27 protein-coding genes are annotated in these 23,549 nt (G+C 46.0%); 16 read left to right on the forward strand and 11 right to left on the reverse strand.

Going from position 1 to position 23,549, the window contains the following annotated elements:
- Nucleotides 1-6: 6 nt before the first annotated feature.
- Nucleotides 7-876 carry a dihydropteroate synthase gene (gene folP, locus BLR32_RS32785; protein WP_245705583.1) on the reverse strand — a complete coding sequence of 290 codons (870 nt, stop codon included), beginning with the start codon at nucleotides 874-876 and terminating at the stop codon, nucleotides 7-9.
- An 84-nt stretch (nucleotides 877-960) separates the two neighbouring features.
- Here folP and BLR32_RS32790 point away from each other — a divergent pair, with 84 nt between their 5' ends.
- From BLR32_RS32790 to BLR32_RS32815, 6 genes are all read left to right on the forward strand, one after another.
- Complete coding sequence (locus BLR32_RS32790; RefSeq protein ID WP_089838766.1) at nucleotides 961-2,049, forward strand: BT_3928 family protein; 1,089 nt, start codon at nucleotides 961-963, stop codon at nucleotides 2,047-2,049.
- A gap of 4 nt (nucleotides 2,050-2,053) precedes the next feature.
- Entirely contained in the window at nucleotides 2,054-3,106 is a 1,053-nt protein-coding gene (locus BLR32_RS32795; RefSeq protein ID WP_089838768.1) for an ABC transporter permease, read from the forward strand.
- 170 nt (nucleotides 3,107-3,276) lie between these two features.
- Nucleotides 3,277-3,792: an RNA polymerase sigma factor gene (locus tag BLR32_RS32800; RefSeq protein WP_089838770.1), complete on the forward strand. Its 516-nt coding sequence runs from the start codon at nucleotides 3,277-3,279 to the stop codon at nucleotides 3,790-3,792.
- Nucleotides 3,782-4,288: a hypothetical protein gene (locus tag BLR32_RS32805; RefSeq protein WP_089838772.1), complete on the forward strand. Its 507-nt coding sequence runs from the start codon at nucleotides 3,782-3,784 to the stop codon at nucleotides 4,286-4,288. The genes BLR32_RS32800 and BLR32_RS32805 overlap by 11 nt, the downstream gene beginning before the upstream one ends.
- 35 nt (nucleotides 4,289-4,323) lie before the next feature.
- Entirely contained in the window at nucleotides 4,324-4,848 is a 525-nt protein-coding gene (locus BLR32_RS32810; RefSeq protein WP_089838774.1) for a DUF4252 domain-containing protein, read from the forward strand.
- 29 nt (nucleotides 4,849-4,877) lie between these two features.
- Nucleotides 4,878-5,387: a DUF4252 domain-containing protein gene (locus BLR32_RS32815; protein WP_089838776.1), complete on the forward strand. Its 510-nt coding sequence runs from the start codon at nucleotides 4,878-4,880 to the stop codon at nucleotides 5,385-5,387.
- A gap of 118 nt (nucleotides 5,388-5,505) precedes the next feature.
- Here the strand turns inward: BLR32_RS32815 and BLR32_RS32820 are convergent, their stop codons facing one another.
- From BLR32_RS32820 to recF, 3 genes are all read right to left on the reverse strand, one after another.
- Complete coding sequence (locus BLR32_RS32820; RefSeq protein WP_089838778.1) at nucleotides 5,506-5,925, reverse strand: DUF3828 domain-containing protein; 420 nt, start codon at nucleotides 5,923-5,925, stop codon at nucleotides 5,506-5,508.
- A gap of 73 nt (nucleotides 5,926-5,998) precedes the next feature.
- A complete protein-coding gene (locus BLR32_RS32825; protein WP_245705584.1) occupies nucleotides 5,999-6,265 on the reverse strand; it encodes a DciA family protein in 267 nt (88 codons plus the stop codon).
- A 46-nt stretch (nucleotides 6,266-6,311) separates the two neighbouring features.
- Complete coding sequence (gene recF, locus BLR32_RS32830) at nucleotides 6,312-7,394, reverse strand: DNA replication/repair protein RecF (RefSeq protein WP_089838781.1); 1,083 nt, start codon at nucleotides 7,392-7,394, stop codon at nucleotides 6,312-6,314.
- A gap of 182 nt (nucleotides 7,395-7,576) precedes the next feature.
- On the opposite strand from recF, the gene pdhA reads away from it, so the two are divergent.
- The 6 genes from pdhA to BLR32_RS32860 all read left to right on the forward strand — a co-directional run bounded on the left by pdhA (nucleotide 7,577) and on the right by BLR32_RS32860 (nucleotide 12,200).
- Complete coding sequence (gene pdhA, locus BLR32_RS32835) at nucleotides 7,577-8,587, forward strand: pyruvate dehydrogenase (acetyl-transferring) E1 component subunit alpha (RefSeq protein WP_089838783.1); 1,011 nt, start codon at nucleotides 7,577-7,579, stop codon at nucleotides 8,585-8,587.
- 141 nt (nucleotides 8,588-8,728) lie between these two features.
- Nucleotides 8,729-9,433 (forward strand): tetratricopeptide repeat protein, encoded by a 705-nt coding sequence (locus tag BLR32_RS32840; protein WP_089838784.1) that lies wholly within the window; start codon nucleotides 8,729-8,731, stop codon nucleotides 9,431-9,433.
- 19 nt (nucleotides 9,434-9,452) lie between these two features.
- Nucleotides 9,453-9,944 (forward strand): 6,7-dimethyl-8-ribityllumazine synthase, encoded by a 492-nt coding sequence (ribH, locus tag BLR32_RS32845; protein WP_089838787.1) that lies wholly within the window; start codon nucleotides 9,453-9,455, stop codon nucleotides 9,942-9,944.
- 125 nt (nucleotides 9,945-10,069) lie between these two features.
- Complete coding sequence (locus BLR32_RS32850; protein WP_089838789.1) at nucleotides 10,070-10,789, forward strand: (Fe-S)-binding protein; 720 nt, start codon at nucleotides 10,070-10,072, stop codon at nucleotides 10,787-10,789.
- A gap of 30 nt (nucleotides 10,790-10,819) precedes the next feature.
- Nucleotides 10,820-11,230, forward strand: coding sequence for an EVE domain-containing protein (locus BLR32_RS32855; protein ID WP_089838791.1), 411 nt, complete (start codon nucleotides 10,820-10,822; stop codon nucleotides 11,228-11,230).
- A gap of 64 nt (nucleotides 11,231-11,294) precedes the next feature.
- Complete coding sequence (locus tag BLR32_RS32860) at nucleotides 11,295-12,200, forward strand: DUF4349 domain-containing protein (protein WP_089838793.1); 906 nt, start codon at nucleotides 11,295-11,297, stop codon at nucleotides 12,198-12,200.
- A gap of 25 nt (nucleotides 12,201-12,225) precedes the next feature.
- On the opposite strand, the gene BLR32_RS32865 is transcribed toward BLR32_RS32860, so the two are convergent.
- Nucleotides 12,226-13,083 (reverse strand): phosphatase PAP2 family protein, encoded by an 858-nt coding sequence (locus BLR32_RS32865; RefSeq protein WP_089838795.1) that lies wholly within the window; start codon nucleotides 13,081-13,083, stop codon nucleotides 12,226-12,228.
- Between the two features lie 82 nt (nucleotides 13,084-13,165).
- Between BLR32_RS32865 and BLR32_RS32870 the strand changes: the two genes are divergently transcribed.
- Nucleotides 13,166-13,849: an SIR2 family NAD-dependent protein deacylase gene (locus tag BLR32_RS32870; protein ID WP_089838798.1), complete on the forward strand. Its 684-nt coding sequence runs from the start codon at nucleotides 13,166-13,168 to the stop codon at nucleotides 13,847-13,849.
- A 94-nt stretch (nucleotides 13,850-13,943) separates the two neighbouring features.
- On the opposite strand, the gene BLR32_RS32875 is transcribed toward BLR32_RS32870, so the two are convergent.
- Nucleotides 13,944-15,269, reverse strand: coding sequence for a saccharopine dehydrogenase C-terminal domain-containing protein (locus BLR32_RS32875; RefSeq protein WP_089838800.1), 1,326 nt, complete (start codon nucleotides 15,267-15,269; stop codon nucleotides 13,944-13,946).
- 167 nt (nucleotides 15,270-15,436) lie between these two features.
- Nucleotides 15,437-15,559, reverse strand: coding sequence for a hypothetical protein (locus BLR32_RS34540; protein ID WP_262487455.1), 123 nt, complete (start codon nucleotides 15,557-15,559; stop codon nucleotides 15,437-15,439).
- 117 nt (nucleotides 15,560-15,676) lie between these two features.
- Between BLR32_RS34540 and gyrA the strand changes: the two genes are divergently transcribed.
- A complete protein-coding gene (gyrA, locus tag BLR32_RS32880) occupies nucleotides 15,677-18,265 on the forward strand; it encodes a DNA gyrase subunit A (protein ID WP_089838802.1) in 2,589 nt (862 codons plus the stop codon).
- A gap of 129 nt (nucleotides 18,266-18,394) precedes the next feature.
- Complete coding sequence (locus BLR32_RS32885) at nucleotides 18,395-19,648, forward strand: tetratricopeptide repeat protein (RefSeq protein ID WP_089838804.1); 1,254 nt, start codon at nucleotides 18,395-18,397, stop codon at nucleotides 19,646-19,648.
- Between the two features lie 75 nt (nucleotides 19,649-19,723).
- Here BLR32_RS32885 and BLR32_RS32890 read toward each other — a convergent pair whose 3' ends face one another.
- The 4 genes from BLR32_RS32890 to BLR32_RS32905 all read right to left on the reverse strand — a co-directional run bounded on the left by BLR32_RS32890 (nucleotide 19,724) and on the right by BLR32_RS32905 (nucleotide 22,585).
- Nucleotides 19,724-20,077 carry an anti-sigma factor family protein gene (locus BLR32_RS32890; protein WP_089838806.1) on the reverse strand — a complete coding sequence of 118 codons (354 nt, stop codon included), beginning with the start codon at nucleotides 20,075-20,077 and terminating at the stop codon, nucleotides 19,724-19,726.
- Between the two features lie 57 nt (nucleotides 20,078-20,134).
- Nucleotides 20,135-20,701, reverse strand: a complete 567-nt coding sequence (locus BLR32_RS32895) for an RNA polymerase sigma factor (protein ID WP_089838808.1) — start codon at nucleotides 20,699-20,701, stop codon at nucleotides 20,135-20,137.
- A 215-nt stretch (nucleotides 20,702-20,916) separates the two neighbouring features.
- Entirely contained in the window at nucleotides 20,917-22,020 is a 1,104-nt protein-coding gene (locus BLR32_RS32900) for a tetratricopeptide repeat protein (RefSeq protein WP_176842518.1), read from the reverse strand.
- The gene (locus BLR32_RS32905) at nucleotides 22,013-22,585 is read right to left on the reverse strand and encodes an RNA polymerase sigma factor (RefSeq protein ID WP_089838812.1); all 573 of its coding nucleotides are present in this window, start codon (nucleotides 22,583-22,585) and stop codon (nucleotides 22,013-22,015) included. Before BLR32_RS32905 ends, BLR32_RS32900 begins: the two co-directional genes overlap by 8 nt.
- Before the next feature lie 80 nt (nucleotides 22,586-22,665).
- Between BLR32_RS32905 and BLR32_RS32910 the strand changes: the two genes are divergently transcribed.
- Nucleotides 22,666-23,439 carry a C40 family peptidase gene (locus BLR32_RS32910; protein WP_089838814.1) on the forward strand — a complete coding sequence of 258 codons (774 nt, stop codon included), beginning with the start codon at nucleotides 22,666-22,668 and terminating at the stop codon, nucleotides 23,437-23,439.
- Nucleotides 23,440-23,549: the final 110 nt, after the last annotated feature.

The raw sequence follows: 23,549 nt of genomic DNA on the forward strand, positions 1-23,549 counted from the left end.
TATCAGCTAAAGTGTCTTCATATATTGCGTGATCTTCACTGCTTCCACAGCCGCTTTTACATCATGTACGCGTAGGATGTGAGCGCCCTGCTGCAAAGCAAGTGTATGCAGTACTGTTGTACCATTCAATGCTTCTGCAGGTGTTGTTTCCAGTAATTTATAGATCATGGATTTCCTGGAGATGCCTACCAGCAGCGGACAATCCAGCATATGAAACACATGCAGTTTCTTCATCAGCGTATAGTTGTGCGCGATGGTTTTTCCAAAACCGAATCCGGGATCGATGATAAGATCTTTAATGCCCGCCTGCAAACATGCTGCGCGTTTACGGATAAAGTAATCAAGTACTTCCTGTGTTACATCTTCATAATTTGGCCGCTGCTGCATATCGGCAGGAGTGCCTTTCATATGCATGGCGATATAAGGTACCTGCAGGCGACCTGCGGTGGGAATCATGTTCTTATCCAGATCGCCGGCACTGATATCATTGATGATCGCTGCGCCCGCATGTATAGTCTGTTCTGCTACATTCGCATAGTAAGTATCGATAGAGAGGATGGCTGTTGGGAAATGTTCCTTCAGAATCCTGACCGCCGGCAACAGGCGTTCCAGTTCTGTTTCAGGACCAACGTCAATAGCGCCGGGACGGGTGCTCTGTGCACCAATGTCCAGGATCTGTGCACCTTCATCCAATAGCTGTGCCGCTCTTTCAAGCATGAGATCAATATGCTGCGTTCTGCTGCCGGCAAAAAAGGAATCTTCTGTGATATTGATGATGCCCATAACAACTGGTTTGGACAAATCCAGTAAGGTGCCCTGACAGTTGATCGTGCCGGTATATTCGCCGTTCTTCCCTTCCATAGTATCCATTTGCATTTTATTGATTATTTTGCCAGACAAAAATAGAATAATGTGGTGATCTGCAAGTAAGTATGTGAACACCACTTAAAATAGTTATCCATGAAACTGCTCCTGAACCTATTAAGAATTATCGTTGGCGTTTTATTCATCTTCTCAGGTCTCGTCAAAGCAAATGATCCCCTGGGACTCAGTTATAAAATGGAGGAGTTTTTCGAGGTCCTGCATATGACCTTTATGTCTCCCTTATCGCTTACCTACTCCCTGGTGATGAATACCCTGGAGATTGCGCTGGGCGCTGCTTTGCTCTTAGGATTCAGCATGCGTTTAACGTCTACCTTGCTGCTCATCATGATCGCGTTCTTTACCTTCCTGACAGGTTATGCCCTGTATAGCGGGGAAATAAAGGAATGCGGATGTTTTGGCGACTGTATCAAACTGACGGCCACAGAAACGTTCTGGAAAGATGTGATACTGCTGGTGATGATCCTGATCATCTTCATCTACCGGAAACGCATACAGCCGCTGTTTGGCAAAAAACTGACATTGGTGCTGACGCTTTTGTCTGTGCTATTTGCGGTGGGCTTACAGTGGTATACTTTATCGCATCTGCCTATCGTTGACTGTCTGGGATATAAAGTCGGCAACAATCTTCCTGAGAAAATGAAACTGCCTCCGGGCGCACGTCCTGCGGAATATAAAACGGTGCTGATATACGAAAAGGATGGCAAGCAACAGGAGTTTACGCCTGAGAACTATCCATGGTCAGACAGCACCTGGAAATTTGTAGACCGTCGCGACAAGCTGATACGTGAAGCAGAGGGAGAGGCGGCTGTGAAGGATTTCATCCTCACAGACCTGGATGGGGGAGACCAGACCCAGGCTATCCTGACAGAGCCAACACCGGTATACCTGTTCCTCGTAAAGAATGTGAAGGAAGCAGGCGAAGGCTGGGATGCTAAAATGCATGCCCTGCAGGAACAGGCCAAGACGGGTAAGGTTTACATTTACGGTGTGACCGCTTCCAGCAAAGCAGATATTTCGGCTTTTACCGCTGCACACGGGTTGCAGTTCCCTTTCCTGCAGATGGATGGCACGGCTATTAAGACAGCGGGAAGAAGCAATCCCTGCCTGATATTGCTGGAGAAAGGCACCGTAAAAGGCAAATGGCATTATAACGATATACCATAAATGCATGTTCAGATTTCTGCTGCGTAAATTCAGTTATGGGATACTGGTACTGCTGGGCGTAGTACTGCTTGTATTCTTCCTGTTCAACGTATTACCGGGAGATCCGGCCCGTTTGACACTGGGACAGCGCGCAGATGTGACATCGCTTGAAAATGTAAGAAAGGAACTGCACCTGGATAAACCATTACCGGTGCAGTTCCTTTTATATTTAAATGACCTTTCTCCGCTGAGTATTCATACACAGGAAGATGCGAAAGGGACACTACATTATCTCACACTGGCCCACTTATCCGGCAGCAGGATACTCGTGCTGAAAACGCCTTATCTGCGCCGTTCCTATCAGGGGAAGAAAGACGTATGGGAAATACTGACAGAAGCCCTGCCGGGAACGCTGGTTTTGGCTACGGCAGCGATGCTGTTTGCGACGGTAGTGGGTATTGGGCTGGGTATACTATCAGCAGTAAAACAAAATACCTGGATGGATACAGGGGCGGTATTTGCCAGTGTGATGGGGATCTCCGCACCATCCTTCTTTATGGGCATTGTGGTGGCTTACCTGTTTGGCTTCGTATGGAGTGATTATACCGGCCTCCATATGACGGGCAGTTTATATGAAATAGATCCTTTTGCAGGAAGGACCATCAATCTCCGGAACCTCGTCCTGCCTGCCATTACGCTGGGTATCCGGCCGCTGGCCATTATTGTACAGTTAACGCGCAGCGCCATGCTGGACGTGCTGCACCAGGATTATATACGTACTGCATACGCCAAGGGCCTGCCCCGATGGCTGGTGGTGCTGAGACATGCACTGCGGAATGCACTGAACCCCGTTATTACCGCCATCACCGGTTGGTTTGCCGAGTTGCTGGCAGGGGCCTTTTTCGTGGAATATATCTTCGGATGGAAAGGGATTGGAAAAGTAACGGTGGATGCTTTGGAGAAGTTTGACTTTCCAGTGCTGATGGGGGCTGTCTTATTTACGGCAGGTATTTTTGTGATCATTAACCTGCTGGCGGATGTATTGTATAGCGTTATAGATCCCCGGATAAAATTATAATCGATTCGTTTCTAACAGATTGTCATCTTTTCTGAAAATCTTCACTTTTTTTGTAACAAAGTATTTTGTGGGTCGTCTTCTTTGTATAAACGCCCTGTAGCAAGCGGATGAACAAGGAGAGAAGAAGAGATAGGGGTTAATTAGTAACTTAGAACAAGGAATCTGTTATTATGTCTTTAACACTATTTCTCTCCCAGGTAGTTCCCGTCAGGCAGAAGCTGTACCGCTTTGCCTACAGACTACTTGAGAACGAGGAAGATGCGATGGATGTAACACAGGACGCCCTGATGAAGGTATGGCAGCAGCAGGAGCGGATGACCGATTTGCAGAATATGGAAGCCTGGTGTATGCGTATTGTGCGCAACCTGGCGCTGGACAAGCTGAAAGCCAGGAAATACAGGAGGTCGGAAGAGCTGGACAGGGCAGGAGATATGCCGGCACAACATCAGCCTAATCCACATGCCGCTGCAGAGCAACAGGACGTAATGAACAATGTACACCGTATTATCGCGGCATTGCCGGAAAAATACCGTACTATTATACAACTGAGGGATATTGATGGGTATAGCTATCAGGAGATAGCAGAGATACTGTCGGTGGAGATGAGTGAAGTGAAGATCAACCTTCACCGGGCAAGGAAAACAGTACGTGAACAATTACAAAAACTGCAAGTGTATGGAGTTTAACAAAGTCAGGGAATTACTGGACCGCTATTGGGATGGTACCTCTACACTGGAGGAAGAGGAAGCATTGCGCAGTTTTTTCAGCAGAGACATCGCCAATCTCCCTGCGGACCTGAAAGAGGCGCAGCCCTTGTTCAGCTACTTTGCTGCGGAGCGCGATATTCCGATGCCGGTATTCCCTGATATAGAGATCGCTGTTGCTCAGCCACAGACGCCTGCAAGGCCTGTGAAACAGATGATATGGCAGCACTGGATGAAATATGCTGCTGTTTTGCTGATAGCAGTAGGCATTGGTTACGCCATCAGGCAGGCGGAGTCCAGGCATGACCAGATAGCAGTAGCAGTGTCCGAGCAGGATACTTTTGATGATCCGGAAAAAGCATTTGCTGTTACACAAAAAGCACTGCAGCTGTTGTCGCGCAACCTGAACAAAGGCACAGCGCAGATGCAGAAACTGGCTTACTTCAACGAGGCAACGGAGAAGATCAAAGCAAATTAATTGAGGCCATTCTAATTTTTAATAAAAAAAAACACATGAAACGCTTTTTGTTACTGATGCTGCTTGCAGTCAGCAGCATGCAACTATTTGCCCAGCAGGGAAGTGGAATAGACCGCTTTTTTGAAAAATATGAGAGCGATCAGAGTTTCACCCTGATAAGTGTCACACCCAAGATGTTTAGCATGTTCAGTAAACTGGACATCAATTCCTCCGAAGGAAAACAATTCCTTCAGATCATAAAAAAGATCAGGGGACTACGTATCCTCGCGAAAGAAAACACCAAAGGAGGTAATGCCTTATTCAAAGAAGCATCGTCCATGCTGAATAAAGAATTTGAAGAGCTGATGACTGTCCGCGATGGAAAAGACGACCTTCGTTTTATGGTGAAGGAAAATGCGAAAGGAAATATTGCAGAACTGATCATGCTGGTCGGCAGCGATGATGAGTTCCTGGCAATGAGCCTGGTGGGAGATATCGACCTGGCGGAGATCAGTCAGCTGGCATCGAATATGAACATTGATGGTTTTGACAAACTCAAGAACCTGAAGAAACAACCCTAACCCATTTTATCACCACATAAGCTTTTGAAATGAAGTATTGTTCCATCCTTATAGTAGCACTTTTGCTGGCAGTAAGTCCGGCGATGGCCCAGAAGAAATCTCTCCGTAAGTTTTACCGTGCACACCGTGGAGATGCCTTCTCCTTCAGGATCGGCGTAGGCAGGGTACCGCTGAAGCTTGCCAGCTGGATAGTACCAAAGAGTGCCATGAAAGAAGACAGCATTCCGTTGAAACACTTGTTGTCCCGGGTTCAGAAGGTAAAGGTGTACACTATCTCCGGTGATGAAAGACCACCTGTTGGCATTGCTGATATGCAGCAATTAAAGCAGATGCTGATAGAGAAAGACAAGTTTGAACCGCTGATGGAAGTAAGGGATGGGAACAGCGTGGTGCATTTGCTGAACAGGGGAAAGGATGATGAACTGGGCCGTGTAGTGATCCTCGTACAGGATGAGAGTGATTTTGTAATGGTGAATCTGCGTACCACACTTCAGATGAAAGATGTGAATATGCTGATAAAAGGGTTTGCGAAGAACTAGATGCCGGTGGAATACAGTTGCTATTCGGGTCTTGCCACATAGATATAGCATATATAAAGGAAAGCCGTCCCCTTGTTTATTGGGACGGCTTTCCTTTTGCCAATTCCGGCGCACTATATCAATACGTCAGGATATCATCTATCTTATAAGTTTGCCCTTGTTTTACTACGAGCAGCTTGTTAACGATCCTCTTTTTGCTATAGTTATCTACATAAGAAACAATGTAAACATTTGGTTTCTGAGCATCCTTATTTATAACCAAAGTCTTCACCCAGTCGAGGTCCGTGTCTTGTGCCTGCAGAAATGGATCGGCATCCAGTTCCTCATCTTTTGCTATCCTGTTCAGGATTTTTTTTGTGCAGTATTTCTTTCTGATTAAAGCCAGGTCCGATTCCTCTTCTGTGGTGATGTAACTGGTATAAAACTGCTTTAACATAGTTGCAGCGCTATCATTGGATGCCTTATTCTGGGCCTTGCAAAATGAGCTGAAGAATATCAGCACACAGAAAAAACAGGAAGCTAAAAATTGTGTTTTCATATTATACTATCTAAGAAAAAACCGTTTCAATGATCATTGAAACGGTTTTTTCTGTTTTATTAACAATGTTATTTTATCTGATGATGACTTCTCTTACCACTGTTTCCCCCAGCATTTCATTTACCAGTTTGATAATGCGGTCTTTGGAATAAGACAGCTCCTGTTTAAGCGGAGCTACAGTAGTTGTGATGTGTAATTTACTGTCAATGAGTTGTATATTTTCTGTATAACGAGAGATGGTCTTTCCCATTAGTTGTTCCCAGTTCTCTTGTATACGCACCTCTGTCAGCCTCGGTTTAAGCCGGCTTTTAGACATAAAATCTCTGAGTGCATCTTGCATTGACGTCATTCCGTAGCGCATGCGACAAAGATACGTATTTCGTGCATCACTCCATCTCGATTAACTGAAAACTCTCTTCATTTTCTTTGAACGCATCGCGTATTCTTGCAGCATGTGTATCGGTAATGAAGACCTGGCCGTATGCCGGACTACTCACTAGTTTTATCAGTCTACTCACTCTTTCCTGATCCAGTTTTTCAAAGACGTCATCCAGCAGGAGGAGTGGTGGAAATTTTTTATGTGCTTTGATCACTTCAAACTGTGCCAGTTTTAATGCAAAGAGAAAACTCTTACGTTGTCCCTGTGAGGCGCTTGTCTTCATGGCATGATCGTCCAGCAGGAACTGCAGATCATCCCGGTGAATACCACCGGTGGTCCTTTGCATCATCATATCTTTATACCGGTTGGCAGCCAGTAGTTCAGTGAAGGTTTGTTCATGGAGACCGGATTGATATTGTATATTGACAATTTCATGTTTACCGGCCAGATAATCATAGAGTTCCTGTACCTGTTTGATAAATCCCGGGAGGAAGGCGCGTCTCCATTCGAATACGGGCGTACCATGATGTACCAGTTGTTCATCAAATACATCGAGGAGGGCATCCTGGTTACCGCCCTGGGTAGCGATGGTTTTCAGCAGGCTGTTTTTCTGCTGTAATATTTTCTGGTAGGTAATCAGATGGTCGAGGTAGCCGGGATGCAACTGGCATAACAAGGCATCCAGCCATTTACGGCGTTCTTCGCTGCCACCGAGGATGATCTCTGCATCGTCGGGCGCAATCATGACCGCAGGGTACTGACCCACGTGGCGGGAGAAGCGTTCGTAAGGCTCATCGTTGAGGGCAATTTCCTTTTTGCCTTCTTTGAGGGTACAGACGATCTTTCCTTCCTGGCCTTCCCGGTCGAGATATCCTTCCAGGCGGAAGCCATTGGTATGGTACTGGGTGTTCTGTGCTTCGCTGCTGGTAAAGTAGCTTTTGGTGAAGCATATATAATATATGGCATCGAGCAGGTTGGTCTTACCGGAGCCGTTGCGTCCGGTAATGCCGATGATGCGTTTATTGAAGTTGAAACTTTTCCCGGAGTAATTTTTAAACTGAACTAATGATATCTTTCTGAGCGACAGCAATTAACTTTCTGATTATCAGTTATGAATTAAAAATAAATTTATCGTAACCTGCCGGTGTGTGCAGAAAGACTGGTAATCAGGCCTTCCCGAAAGGGCACTATTTGCGGACAAGTTGCTGCAAAGTTGCAAAGTATTTAGTTTTTAGGATTTTCCTGTTATATTTGCGGACAAATTAAGAAACAGTGGCTACAAAAACAGACGTAAAGACGAAATTCACCAAAGAGACATATTTGTACTGGTATGAATTGATGCTCTTGCTGCGCCGCTTTGAAGAAAAAGCCGGCCAATTGTATGGGATGCAGAAGATTCGTGGTTTTTGTCACCTGTACATAGGACAGGAAGCAATTGCCGCAGGTGCGATGACTGCGACTAAACCGGACGACAAGTTCATCACTGCCTACCGCGACCACGCGCTGGCTATAGCAAAAGGAATGACTCCTGATGAGTGTATGGCTGAACTGTATGGTAAAGCAACAGGTTGTTCCAAGGGTAAAGGTGGTAGTATGCACTTCTTTGCTCCTGATAAAGGTTTTTATGGTGGTCATGGTATCGTGGGTGCACAGATCGGTACCGGTGCAGGACTGGCTTTTGCTGAGCAGTACAAGGGTACTGACAGCGTAGCGCTTTGCTTCTTCGGTGATGGTGCTGCCCGTCAGGGTATGCTGCATGAGACCTTCAACATGGCCATGCTGTGGAAACTGCCTGTAATATTCATTTGCGAAAACAACATGTACGCGATGGGTACTTCAGTAGAACGTACTTCCAACGTACTGGATATCTATAAGTTAGCGAATGCCTACGATATGCCTAGTGCTACTATCGATGGTATGAGCGCAGAAGCGGTACACGAAGGTGTAGAAAGAGCGGTAAAACGTGCTCGTGCCGGCGAAGGTCCTACCTTGCTGGAAATCAAGACTTACCGTTATCGTGGTCACTCCATGAGTGATCCGGCTAAATACCGTACCAAAGAGGAAGTAGAAGAGTACAAGGAAAAAGATCCGATCAACCAGGTACTGGCTACTATCCAGAAAAACAAATGGGCTACAGAAGCCGAGATCGAAGCTATCAACGAAAAGGTAAAACAGGAAGTGGAGCATTGCGTACAGTTCGCAGAAGAGTCTCCATGGCCTTCAGATGATGAGCTGCTGAAAGACGTATATGTTCAACAGGATTACCCATTCATTGTTGACTAAGTAATATGTAAAAGGTTAGCGATCTTGGCCGTTTAATATAAACGGGGTAGATTCGCTAACCTTTTTTATATTTGCGGGAATTTTACACAGCCGTAACCTGTACCGTAATAAGAAATAACAATTTTAACGATCACATTTACAATGACCGAGACAAAAAATAAGACCGCAGCTGAAAATACTTCCGCGTCAAAGGAATTCCAACTGGAAGACTCTATCCACAAGGCGGAAGAGTTCTTTAACAAGAATAAAAACAGCATTATCATAGCCCTGCTCGTAATAGTAGTGGTAGTGGGCGGTTCTTTTGCCTACAACAGATTCATCAAGGCTCCTAACGAAAAGAAAGCACAGGACATGGTATTCCATGCACAGCAGTATTTCGAAAAGGATTCTTTCCGTGTTGCATTAAATGGAGACGGTAACTATTACGGATTCCTGCAGGTAATTGATAAATACGGCAGCACCAAAACAGGTCAGTTAGCAAAATATTATGCAGGCGTGAGCTACGTGAAACTGGGTGAATTCCAGAAAGGCGTAGACATGCTGAAAGATTTCAGCAGCGGCGATCAGATCGTACAGGCGATGGCCTACGGTTTGACCGGCGATGCATATATGGAACTGGGTAAAACTGAAGACGGTATCGAATATTATAAGAAAGCAGCTCATCACAGCAACAACGAGCTGACTGCACCTACTTTCCTGTTCCGCGCAGGACTGGCACTGGAGAAAGCAAACAAACCTGCTGATGCCATTGCTGTTTACAAAGAAATCCGCGATAAATATCCTCAGACCCAGGAAGGCCGCGAAATGGATAAATACCTGGCGCGCCTGGGTGAAGTGAGGAATTAATTGATATTTTAATCTGGTCATGTCAATACATAATCAAAGCTTATTGAACGATGCTGGCATTCTCAATTTAGAGGATGCCAGTGTTGTTATAGTATATACCGAATGGAATGATACGGTGATCAACGAACTGGTGGCAGGTTGCGACAGGGCGCTGGCACAATATAACGTATCAAAGGTCTCAAAAGTAGTGGTACCGGGCGCATTTGAACTGCCATTTGCCTGCAAGCAGTACTGGCACCGTACCCAGGGTACTGCTAAACAACCTGGCGCTATTATTGCTTTCGGATGCGTGATAAGAGGAGAAACCCCGCATTTTGACTATGTTTGTAAAGGTGTAACGGAAGGTATCATGCAATTGAATATTGAATTGCCGGTACCCGTTATCTTTGGTATACTGACTGTTGACAATATGCAGCAGGCAGAAGAAAGACTGGGAGGCATACATGGGCACAAAGGGGAGGAAGCCGCTATCACCGCACTGAAAATGATATCTATGATGCGCCAATTGTAAGCATAACCGCTAAGCCCCATATTAGTTACGTGTGATGTTCATTGTCGCCAGAGTTTCAGCCGGTATGCTATATTCGTGTTGCCAGCAGCTACCAAAACTGCGGCTTATAACTAAAGACTAACTCAATGAACGTACAGCTTTTTATTCCATGCTTCGTAGATCAGCTGTTCCCGGAAACAGGCTTCAATATGGTGAAGGTGCTGGAAAAGCTGGGATGTACCGTTAATTATAATCCCAACCAGACCTGCTGCGGACAACCTGCCTTTAACGCAGGATATTGGGATGAAGCCCGCTCTGTTGCCAACAAATTCATCAAAGACTTCCATACTGTCGACTATATAGTGGCGCCCAGCGGCTCCTGCACAGGGTTTGTGCGTAATTACTACGGCAAACTATTCGACAATTCAGCTGCACATAATGATGTAAAGATGCTGCGCAGACAGCTGTATGAATTCACCGAATTCCTGACAGATGTGCTGCATGTAACAGATCTAGGCGCTACGCTCAATGGCGTGGCTACCTACCATGACGCCTGCGGCGCCTTACGCGAATGCGGCATCAAGGAAGGTCCGCGCAGCCTGCTCTCAAAAGTGAAAGGACTGGAGCTGAAAGAAATGAATGATTGTGAGGTATGCTGTGGCTTTGGGGGTACATTCTCTGTGAAGTTCGAACCTATCTCTATCGGTATGGGAGAACAGAAAGTGAATAATGCAGTGGCCAGCGGCGCAGATTACCTGATCTCTACTGACCTTTCCTGCCTGATGCACCTGGACGGCTATATCAAAAAACATGAACTGAATATTAAAACGATGCATATAGCTGATGTACTGGCCAGTGGCTGGTAAGCGGCGAAGACGAATTTAAATCATCAGATAATGAACTACTGGCTTGTAAAATCAGAACCTTTTAAGTATTCGTGGGACCAATTTGTAAAGGATGGAAAAACCTTCTGGGACGGTGTGCGTAATTATCAGGCGCGCAACAACCTGAAAGGCATGAAAAAGGGAGACCATGTATTGTTCTACCACAGTAATGAAGGCCTGGCCGTAGTAGGTATTGCCAAAGTAGCGAAAGAACATTACCAGGACCCGACTACAGAGGATCCTAACTGGGTAGTGGTAGACCTGCAACCTGTAAAACCTTTCAAAACACCGGTTACGCTGGCGCAGATGAAAGTGGAGAAAAGACTGGAAAATCTTTCCCTCATCCGCCAGGGACGTCTCTCGGTGTGTGCAGTGACTGCAGACGAGTATGAGACCATCCTGGAAATGGGAGATATGAAATAGTTTATGGAATTTTAGTTCCTGCGGCATCTTCTTGTTATAGTATTTATCCTAAAAATAAATTCCTATGACAAGAAGATGTTCTGTTTTAAAGCATACTGTATTTGTTATCCCCTGTATGCTGGTAGCCATAATGCTGCTAAGCGCCTGTGGTAACCACGGAGAAGAATATAGGTATAAAGCAGTCGCTCAAATGAAAGCGCCGGAGCAGACGGTTGCTTTTACCCCTCCGGTTATAACGAAGGACGAGGAAGTAACCTCTGACGCAGAAGAACCTCCGGCTCCTCCGGCTTCCCTTGCCGATATTTCCAAAAAGATCATCAAGGAAGGCACTGTCCGTTACTCCGTCGGTGATTATAAACGTACACATAAAGAACTGACAGCAATGATTGCCCGCTTTGGCGGAGAGATTATCAGTGAACAGGAGAGTCGTTCAGAAACAACATGGGAGGCACAGTTAGAGATCAGGGTACCTTCGGTTAAATTTGACAGCTGTCTCAATACCCTGGCTGGTGCAGATGAGACCCTGCTTGAAAAGAGTATCACATCAAAAGACGTCACAGAGGAATACGTGGATGTTTCCGCCAGGATGAAGGCCAGGAAAGAAGTTGAACAGCGTTACCTGGATATTCTGAAACAGGCAAAGAATGTAGAAGATGTATTGAAAGTGGAAGCGCAGTTGAAGACGATTCGTGAAGAGGTGGAAGCTGCTCAGGGACGCTTGCAGTATATCGATCACAATGTATCCATGAGTGCTATCCACCTCTCTTTTTATCAGACATTTTCCAATACAACGCCACAGGGACCAGGCTTCTTTTCCAGTATTCTCTTTTCCATCAAGGATGGCTGGAATCATGTACTGGGAGCGCTTATTTCCTTCATCGGCTTATGGCCTGTATGGGTAGCCGTGGCTGCAACCATTATTATTATCCGCAGATACAGAAAACGCCGCATGGCAAAAGCTGCTGCCTGATTTAAGTGATTTTTTGGGTGGGTTTTCATGGCATGGTGGCCGCTAAGGCTGCCATTGCTTTTTTACGTTCCAGCTGCCGATGATGTTTGAAGACGCCTTTGGTTACAAAGTAGCCGAGAGATGCGCCCAGCCATACATCACTGCTCCAGTGTCTTTCCTGGTAAAGGCGTGTTGTACCTGTCATGATCGCAATGGAATAAGCTACCCAGGGCACCCATGGATGATCCTCACCATACGCCTCTGCCAGGGCGGTAGCCACAGACGTTACTGTCAGCATATGTCCGGAAGGGAAGGAGGTATGGTATTTATCCATAGAGAAGGGTGCGTTAAATACCAGGTTATCATCATAGTATGTTGGGCGGCCACGTCTTACCACCGACTTAGTAAAAGTATAGATCAGGGTAGAGATCAGCAATGATTTGGCTGTCATCAGTGAGGTATGTTCCAGCTGCCGGTTTTTTGATATAACACCTGCTACATACATACCGCCTACCAGGTAAGGAGAGTAAGCATTTCCAAAAGGTTCTACCTGGCCGGTTACACTGTTCCAGAAGTTGGTATGATTACGGAGAAAGAACTGTTTCACTTCATAGTCAACCGCCAGCAAACCACCGGCGGTACCGAGTACGATGCCAAGTCTGGTAAAGTCTTTCTTATTCCAGTGCGCAGGCCTGGATACAGTATATTTAAGGTCGGTCCACATACTGCCAAGGTATGCGCCGTTTATACGGTAACGTATAGTAGTATCCGCAGCAGTTAATGTATGTTGTTCCCTTGTTTTTGTGCTATCAGTATAGCTTTGGGTTGTGGTGTCTGACTGTGCGTTGGCATTCACATGCACTAATAATACGCTGCACAGCGTAAGCGTCTGTAAGATCTTCAATTGCTGTTATATTATTCTAAGCGATAAAGTTACGGTAAATGTTAAAACCCGTATATTTAAAATTTGAAAATATCTTGTACTAATGAAGACTAAATTGGTTGTTTTAACAGGTGCCGGCATCAGTGCAGAAAGTGGATTACGTACCTTCCGCGACAGTGATGGGCTCTGGGAAGGGTATAATGTGTACGAGGTGGCCAGCCCTGAGGGATGGCGTAAAAATCCTCAGCTGGTGCTCGATTTTTATAACATGCGCCGCCAGGATGTGAAGGCTGCGGAGCCTAATGCTGCACATTTTGGCCTGGCCCGCCTGCAGGAGAAATTTGACGTAGAGATCATCACCCAGAATATTGATAACCTGCATGAGAAAGCGGGTTCAAAAAAAGTATTACATCTGCATGGAGAGATCTTTAAAATGCGCAGTGTGCTGGATGAAACACGCAGTTACCCGATAGAAGGAGATATCAACCTGGGAGATATGGCGGCAGACGGTGGACAGCTACGTCCGGATATCGTGTGGTTCGGAGAAGCCGTGCATAAGATCGTAGATGCCGCTGAAATAGTGATGTCTGCTGATATTTTTGTTGTGATAGGCACTTCCCTTGTTGTATATCCTGCCGCAGGGTTGGTCGACTGCCTGAAGGAAGGAGTCCCTTCTTATGTGATCGATAAAAAGCTGCCTGAAATGTCCCGTCAGGGAGTGATAAAGATAGAAAAGCCAGCTACGCTGGGGATCCTGGAGCTGGAGGAGGCATTGGCGAAGTTATAAGAGACATTTCCCGTATTACCATCGGGAACGGTTAAACTGCGAGAGGCCATCTACCTTACGGTGGATGGCCTCTCGCAGTTTATGTATAGCAGCATTATTCGAAGCTTTCTTCAAAGCGGATATTGTATTCTTCCAGTTCTTTCAGAACAGGATTATATACATCCGGCATGATCGGGATCTTTAATCCTTTGAGGTTGATCTTTTCCTGCAGGATCAGTTTAGCCATGATACCCAGTGGCAGTCCCACTGTCTTTGCCATGGCGGTACGCAGGCTGTCTTCTCCCTGTGTGATCATGTAACTATGCAGGCGGGTGGTCATGCCTCTTCTTTCGAACTCTATTTCGTGTGTCATCACGATCATGTCTTTATCGGCAGGCTCCATACCCAGTTTTGATTCCACTACATGCTGGAGGATGGAGGCATTGGTCTGTTCGCCGAGGCCGATTTTTTCACCATTCAGCAGTCCCAGGAACTTCAGTTGTCGCAGTACTTTGGATTTGGCGCTGATACCGAGGTAATTGGCAATATTCTCATCATTGCTCAGTTTAGAATCCTGGTTTATCTTCTGACTGGCCCAGTCGTAATAGGTCATGGCATCGGTCTGTATCTTTTTAGCGTCGTCTGTGAGTCCCAGTTTCACAAGTGTGCTCCATCCTTCGCAGAAGTCGGGGTATCGCAGGGTAGCCCGCATGAAGGTGGGGATCTCTTCCAGATTATAGGCATTCATATAACCCATGGAATCCCGGTTAGGGTAATAGGCCAGTTTGCCCAGGCTGGGAATATGAATGGTTTTAGGCTGATCGAACAGCTGCTGGTAGGCAATCTCCTTCACTTTCCCTTTCTCCCTGAATACGGCCCCTGAGCTACCTGCCAGCACGATATTGCGTGCGTTCCAGGAAATCTTGTATTGCCAGGGGTTATCATTGCTTTCAGGGGAGACCAGGCCGCCGCAGTAAGAGCGGAATGCAGAGATCTGTCCGCCTTTCTTTTCGATAGAGTGAATGAGCTTCATGGCGCTCATATGGTCAATACCGGGGTCGAGTCCCATTTCATACATGAAGAGAAGGCCTGCCTGTTCTATTTCTTTTTCGAGCTGCCTGATCTCCGGATCGATGTAAGAAGCGGTGAGCAGGTTTTTACCGAACTGCAGGCAATCCCTGGCAACGAAAATATGCAATTGGGGTGGAAGCAAGGATATCACGAGGTCTGTTTCCTGCACCAGTTTCTGCCTGGATGCCTGATCCCGGATATCAATAACAGCGGGGGTAACGTAATAAGATTTGCCGGTTTTTGACTTAATAAGTGCAAGGTCCTGGTCCGCGACAGTGATATGCCATTTTTGCCGCGGAGCATTTGATACCAGGTAGTCGATCAGGCTAGTGGCCGACTTTCCGGCGCCAAACAAGAGTATATTCTTCATATTAATTTGTTCATCTTTAATATGGTTACAGAACAGGGATTTAACATCAGTCGTGTTACTAATGTTCGAAATTTCAGTAAATTTCGTTTTTAACCTACCTGAATTTTAATTAACTGTCCGCGACCCTCTGATTTTCACCGGGTTAAAAACAAAATGTTTGCCAATATTTAATTTTCCCAATATTCCTCTTTTCTATTATATGGAATATTAATTGAAGGAGTTGCTGCAAAATAAGGATTAAATGGAGTATCTGCAGAATTTGTTACCATTGCATAGCGTATTTGTGCCATATGACAATTCCTTTTTTATTCACATTCTCTGTCAAAAAGGCCGGAATACGGCTTAAAATGGCTATATTTGCGTCTATTTATTTTTTTAGGAAGTAAATTGTAAATCAACAATATACAATGTCAGAAAATACGGAAAATCCGCAAGACGGCAAGATCATCCAGATTAACATTGAGGAGCAGATGAAAACGGCCTACATAGACTACTCTATGTCGGTTATTGTCGGTCGTGCTCTTCCGGATGTTCGGGACGGTTTGAAGCCCGTACACCGCCGCGTGTTGTTTGGTATGAATGAGTTAGGAAACAACAGTAACAAGCCTTACAAGAAGTCGGCGCGTATCGTGGGGGAGGTAATGGGTAAATTCCACCCGCATGGTGACTCCTCAATCTACGATACCATTGTACGTATGGCCCAGCCATGGAGCTTACGTTACATGCTGGTAGACGGTCAGGGTAACTTCGGATCTGTGGATGGGGATATGCCGGCAGCAATGCGTTATACGGAGATCCGTCTGCAGAAAATGGCAGAGGCCATGCTGGAAGACATCGACAAAGAAACAGTGGATTTCTCCCTGAACTTTGACGATACCCTGGAAGAGCCTACTGTATTGCCTACACGTATTCCAAATCTCCTGATCAATGGTGCATCCGGTATTGCGGTGGGTATGGCTACCAACATCATGCCGCACAACCTGACAGAGGTAGTGGATGGTCTGATCGCCTACATCGACAACCGTGACATTACGATTGAAGAGCTGATAAAACATGTGAAAGCGCCTGATTTCCCGACCGGAGGTATCATCTACGGTTATGAAGGGGTGAAACAGGGTTTTGAAACTGGTCGCGGAAGGGTAGTGGTGCGTGGTAAAATCAACGTAGAGACCTCTAAGGCAGGCCGTGAGCGCCTGGTGATCTATGAGCTGCCTTACCAGATCAATAAGGCTGCCCTGCACCAGAAAATCGCGCAGCTGGCTGACGACAAAATAATTGAAGGCATCTCCGAAGCGCGTGATGAAAGTGACCGCGACGGTATGCGCCTGGTAATTGATCTGAAACGTGAAGCGATCGCTAACGTGGTGATCAACCAGCTGTATAAATATTCAGAACTGCAGACTTCTTATGGTATCAACAACGTGGCCCTGGTAAAAGGCCGTCCGCGTGTGCTGAACCTGAAAGAAATGTTGTCGGAGTTCGTAGAGTTCCGTCATGAGGTAGTAGTACGCAGAACCCGTTTTGAACTGCGTAAAGCTGAGGAGAAAGCGCATATCTTACAGGGTTATCTGATAGCGCTGGATCACCTGGATGAAGTGATCGCCCTGATCCGTTCTTCCCGTACGCCGGAAGAAGCGAAAGATGGTTTGATGAGCCGCTTCGAACTGAGTGAGATCCAATCTAAAGCGATACTGGAACTACGTTTACAACGTCTGACCGGTATGGAGCGCGATAAGATCAAGGAAGAATACGAGGAAGTAATGAAACTGATAGCTTACCTGAAGGATGTATTGTCTGACGAGGGACTGCGTTTCAAGATCATCAAGGATGAACTGGAAGATGTGAAGAAACGTTTCGGTGACGAGCGTAAAACCGAGATCCAGTACCTGGCGAGCGAAATGCGTATGGAAGATATCATCGCAGAAGAAGATGTGGTGATCACTATCTCCCACCTGGGTTATATCAAACGTACTTCCGCCTATGACTATCGTCAGCAGAAACGTGGTGGTCGTGGTGCATTGGGTGGTAAGACCCGTGAAGAGGACTATATCGAGCATCTGTTCGTAGCCTCTACCCACCATACCATGCTGTTCTTCACCGAGAAAGGCCGTTGTTACTGGCTGAAAGTGTACGAGATCCCAGAGGGTGAGAAGAGCGGTAAGGGACGTGCTATCCAGAACCTGATCAACCTGCCTACAGATGACAAGATCAGGGCAATTATCGATATTAAGGACCTGAGTGATAAAGATTTTATCAGCTCCCACTATATTGTACTCTGTACAGCGAATGGTATCATCAAGAAGACCCTGCTGGAAGACTTCTCCCGTCCGCGTCAGAATGGTGTGAACGCTATCACTGTCAATGAAGGCGACCAGCTGCTGGAAGCTAAACTGACCAATGGTAACAGCGAGATCATGATGGCAATTAAGAGCGGCCGTGCTATCCGCTTCCCTGAAAATACCGTACGTGACACAGGCCGTGGCGCGATCGGTGTAAGGGGTATCGAGGTGGATAATGACAAAGATGAAGTGGTTGGTATGATTTGTGTAAATAAGGAGGATGCCACACGTACTGTACTGGTGGTTTCTGAGAAAGGATTCGGCAAACGTACTGATATTGAGGAATATAGAATTACCAACCGCGGTGGTAAGGGGGTTAAAACCATCAATATCACAGAAAAGACAGGTAGCCTGATCGCGATCCTTGACGTAACAGAGAAAGATGACCTGATGATCACCTGTAAGTCCGGTATCACCATCCGTATGGCGGTAGCTGACATCCGCGAGGCGGGCAGGGCTACACAGGGGGTTCGCCTGATCAGACTGGACGACACTGATGAAATCGCAGCTGTAGCACGTCTGGACGAACAGGAAGAAGAAAAGCTCGATGTTGAAGGTATGGAAGGAGAAGGAAGCGAACAGCTCCGGGATGACAGCTCAGAAGATCCGGGAACAGCAGCAGCTGAGGCTTCGGAAGATGAAACGCCTGCAGAATAATTATAAGAAACCGCAAAATATTTGTGCGAACTAATAATGGTTAACCTGCGGCAGATTGTATTTATTATGGTTGTAACAGGCATTAAAATCTAAGGCCATACTTAAGAAAACAAAAAAATATTGAGCAACATGAAAAAATTACTGGTATCATTGGTCTTTTGCAGTGCAGGATTGGTTGCTGTAGCGCAACGTGCGAAGGTAAACAGCGCAGAAGAAGCACTGACTAAAAAAGACTATGATAAAGCGAAAGCTGATATTCAGGCAGCACTGGAAAATGAAAAAACTAAAGGAGAGGCTAAAACCTGGTATGTAAAGGGTAAGATCTTCGAAGCAACTGCTACTGAGAAGAAAGATCCTAAAGAAGCACTGGAAGCGTTCGATGCTTACAAGAAAGCACTGGATATCAATGCTAAATTACCTGAAGCACTGCTGGAAATGAACCAGCGCATGTTTAACCTGTATGCTACCGTTGGTAACGCAGGTTACGCTAACCTGAATGACCAGAAATGGGATTCCGCGTATTTACATTTCAAAGACGCTTTCAGCATTGCTGAATTCTATAACGGTAAGAACTTAGGTGGTTCTATTCCTGCAGATACTTCTATGACTTTCTACGCTGGTTACGCTGCTAACCAGGCTGGCAAGAAAGACGATGGCCTGGTTTATCTGAGAAAAGCTGCTGACATGCATTTCAAGGCTGAACCAGCCCTGTATGTGCTCCTGGCGCAGACTTACGAAGAAAAAGGTGACAACGCCAACTGGCTGAAAACCATCGAAGAAGGTAAAGCTACCTTCCCTAAAGACAAGCGTTTTAACGATATGGAGCTGATGTACTACTCCAAAACCGGTAAAACTGCAGAGTTACTGACTATGCTGGAAAAGAAAATGGCGGAAAATCCAAATGATTTCCAGACAGTACTGGACTACGGTATCCGTGTAGACAACCTGGCTAACCCTCGTGGTGAAAACGGTCAGGATGCTGCAAAACCAGCTAACTACGATGAGCTGATGAACAAAGCAGAAGGCGCTTACAAAAAAGCGATCGAACTGAAAGCAGACGATGCTACTGCCAACTTCCAGTTAGGTGCACTGTACTTCAACCGTGCAGTAGGCTTCAATAAAGAGCTGAATGCAATGGACAGCAAATCGCTGAGCACTCCTAAAGCAAAAGAACTGCAGACAAAAGTTACTGGTCTGATGGATCAGGCGCTGCCTTTCTTCGAGAAAGCAGACGAAAACTTCACTGCTAAAGCTGCAAGCCTGGAGCCAAGCGACAAACAGACTTACGAAAGCTGTCTGTATGCACTGCAGAAGATCTACGCTATCAAGAACGACAATGCGAAAGTAGAAGTTGTTAAGAAAAAGCTGGAAGGTCTGAAATAATAGTATTGATACATTTTTCATAAAAAAGTCCCGGTTGTATATACAGCCGGGACTTTTTTTATGTGTGAAAGATTTCTATTTATGCGACATGAAATGGTACGCCCAGAATGCTCCCAGCATAATGAACAGGACCACGATCACGATGATAGCCAGTTCAATAAAGTAGGACACCTGGTGCTTACGGCGCTTGCGGGCACGCAGTTTACGCAGCATCTGCCATTTCATCTGGCGCAGCCATACAGGGATCTTTTCTTTCTGCTCAAACGCAGATAATCCCTCCACAGCTTCACTGCACATCTCACAATCAGCCAGATGAAGTTCTACTTCATGCCGCTCTTCTGCCGTTAACCGATCCTGCACATAATCCAGCAATTGCTGTTGTGTAGGACAAGCCGTTGTGGTGAAAATATCCTGGTATTCTTCGTTCATAAAATCGTCAATAATTAAATTCGTGCATACTATCTGATGCGTTCATACAATACATTGCTATCCCTGTGCACTCAATAACAGCTTCAGGTTACGCTTTCCATTCTGAATATAACTCTTTACCTGCAATAAAGTATAACCGGTCTGACCGGCAATATCCTGGTAAGATAATTTCTGCAGGTAAAATAGTTTGACACAGATACGCTGTTCAGGGTTTAACTGTTCCAGCGCATGCTGCATATTCTCCAGCATATTATCCTTCTCAACGAATCTGGCTTTATCCTCTTCCTGTTCTGTAGGATTGTTCAGGTGTTTCTCACTGACTTCTTCCTGTCTTACCTGGTTCTTTTGCCTTAACTGCATCAGACAATGGTTCCTGGTTACCTGGTAGATCCAGGCCCTGAAGAATTGTACCTTGTGCTTATTGATCTCGGCTAATACCTTCAGGAAGATCTGTTGTACACTATCCCTCGCATCCTCTTCATTTTTAAGGTATTTCATGCACATACCCAATAATAGGATCGCATACCTGTCGAACAGGATGCCTATCCAATCGCTGTTATCATCGGCTTTGAACCGTTCCAGCAGCTCTTCGTCTGTTAATTCCTGGCTATTCTTATAAATCACTGGATAAAGATAAAATACTTGTAATATAAAGATGCCTTAGCCGGGGAATTTCCATAAAAATAAAAGCATTAGTCAATGGGGCAGGGAAGAGGTTGTTGTGTTGTGCGATAAGGTAAGGCCTGTTACCGCCTGTAAAGAACTCCGTTTTATGGGGTATTGGGAATGCTTTAAGGGCTGCTTAAGCCGTTTACCGGGTATCGGGTTATGAATATTGATCAGAGATTATCCAGCGCCGCCTGTGCCTTTTCTTTCATGCTGCCGTTCATACGCACCACTTCCTTGAACATACGGCGGGCTTTACCGGTCTGGCCTTTACTGCGGTAGCAGACAGCCAGTTGATAGCGGGATAGTTCTCCATATTTGCCGGGGCTTTCAGAAAGGTGTTTATAGCGGGAAATAGCCTCATTCAGGTCTCCCTGCTGGTGATATACCATAGCAGCCTTATAGAGGAATTCATCCGTGTTTGTGGGCGTTGCAGCGGCCTTCTTTTCGTCTGAAGCCTCTTTCTTTGGCGGAGCTTTAGGCTCCGGTTTATCTTCTGCTTTCTTCACCACAGTGGGTGTATCCTTACGATCCGGAGTAGGAGGTTTATCCTTAGGCGGTTCTTTTACTTCCGGGGCTTTAGGCGTAGCAGCTAATTGTTTCCGGGCGCTGTCCCTGATACTGTCTTTAACAGCGGTGACTGTTGCCGGTGGCTTAACAGTTGCTTTTACAGAGTCCTTTACTATTGGTTTAGGTACAGCGGCAGGCGGAGGTGTTGCTACCACAGGAGGTGCAGCAACAGGAGTTGTAACTGGCTCCGCAGGTTTGCGGCTGACTTCATTTTCCTCGCGCACAGGAGTAACGATAGACGCCTGTACAGGCGGCGTTTCAGACTGTGTGGTGCGGAGGTCTGTATTACTGGCAATTGCTTTGGACACAGGCGTTTTAAACTTGCCCTGTTGTTGTACGAGGTATATACTACCTGCACCGATGCCGATAGCCGCCACTATCCAGAAGTAGATCAGGAAGCTTTCCTTTTTCTGCTCCTGGCGCTGGTAGCGTTCTACCTTATGTACCTGAGATGCCCGCTTGATACTGCTGCGGATGTATTGCTGCATGCTGGTAGCAAGCGGCTGGTATTTTTCCCGGTATTGGGATTGCTGGAGTACCTGTAATGCATCAAAACAGAGGTCGCAGTCAACCAGATGTTGCTCCACCAGGTGCTTTTCAACATCTGTAAGACGACCATCCAGGTAACGGGGAAGCTGATCCCTGTTCAAACAGCGGATGTTACTGAAGATCTTCAGTATTCTTTGATTGTTTTCCAAGTTACTCATAGGTTTCATTCATCAATAAGGAAGCCATTTTTTGCTTTGCCTGCTGTAGAATCTGCCTCGTTTTTTCAACACTATACTTTTTAGTGGCTGCCAGTTCTGTAAATGTTTTATTGTTCACGTAAAATTCTTTCAGGAAATATTTGTCTTCTGCAGGCAGCTTGTCAAGGGCTTGTTCCATCGCTGCTGCCAGCACTTGTTGTTCTTTAAGGTTGGTAGTTACTTTCTCTACCTTGTTTTCCATCTGTTGCTGTTCCCTGGATTCCGTACTGGGAAAAAATGGACTATTCTTTTCTGTCTGGGCCTGTTGTGCCCTGATAGTATAGTGTATCCATTCATTGGCTTTCGGGATCGTCTGGGTTTTAAGACTGGCGCTGAGGCGCTGCAGCAGCCTGGGATAAACCTCTTCGGGTGCGGTTCCGGGACCATTGTTAAGGTAAGGGAGGCAAACAGCAACCATCAGGTGGCTGTATCTTTCCATTAGTACACCTTCTGCTTCCTGGTCCTTGAGTTTTCTTGCCCGGGAAATCAATTCTTTATCTGATAAATTAGTTAACTGCTGTAGCATAGTGTTACCTATATTTACATACTAAAGACAAAAATGTTCATTTTGTTGTCTTTGACATATAATTATTTTAGACAATTAGTATGCCATACGCGATTACAGTTGTACCGGTAATGCCATTACGGTCGGAACCATCTCATAAAAGTGAAATTATCTCACAAGCCTTGTGGGGGGAATGCAGTGAAATTATTACTACCGGAACGGATGGTTGGGTAAAAGTAAAATGCCAGTTTGACGGTTATGAGGGATGGGCTACTTTTAATCACCTGGAAACCATTGACGAGGCATTATTCCTTGCGCCTTATACGCATTATACGACTGCCTGGGTGAATAAAGTACAGCTGAACGGTAAGCCTATGCATGTGCCTTTCGGATGCGCTGTAAAGCCGGGAACAGGGCCTGTGACAAACTGGGGAAGGGTGACGGTACAGTTTGAGGAAAAGCTGGCTGCGCCAGGCAGGGCAGATGCAGTAGATAAAGGAGCGTTGACTGCAGCTGCTTTCCAGTATCTGAACACGGCTTATCTATGGGGTGGTAAATCTGTATTTGGAGCGGATTGTTCAGGGTTTACACAAACAGTGTACAGGACATTAGGGATCGACCTGTTAAGGGATGCCTATCAGCAGGCTACGCAGGGAACGACGGTCGATTTTCTGCAGGAAGCACGCCTGGGAGACCTGGCTTTCTTTGATAATGCAGAGGGCCGTATTACGCATGTAGGGATATTGCTGAACGATCATGAGATTATTCATTCGTCAGGTAAAGTGAGAGTAGACCCTATTGACAACCAGGGAATTACCAATACAGATACGGGGGTGAGAACGCATAAACTGAGGATCATTAAACGATATTTTTAACGGTTGAATGATACCGTTTGTTCCGGAATTGCATGCGTTCCGTTTCCCGGGCCTGGGGTGCCGTTTGGGTTCCCCGGGTTATCACCCCGCGCTACAAACACAAGACCCCT

It is taken from the genome of Chitinophaga filiformis (assembly GCF_900102545.1).
Classification (GTDB): Bacteria; Bacteroidota; Bacteroidia; order Chitinophagales; family Chitinophagaceae; genus Chitinophaga; species Chitinophaga filiformis.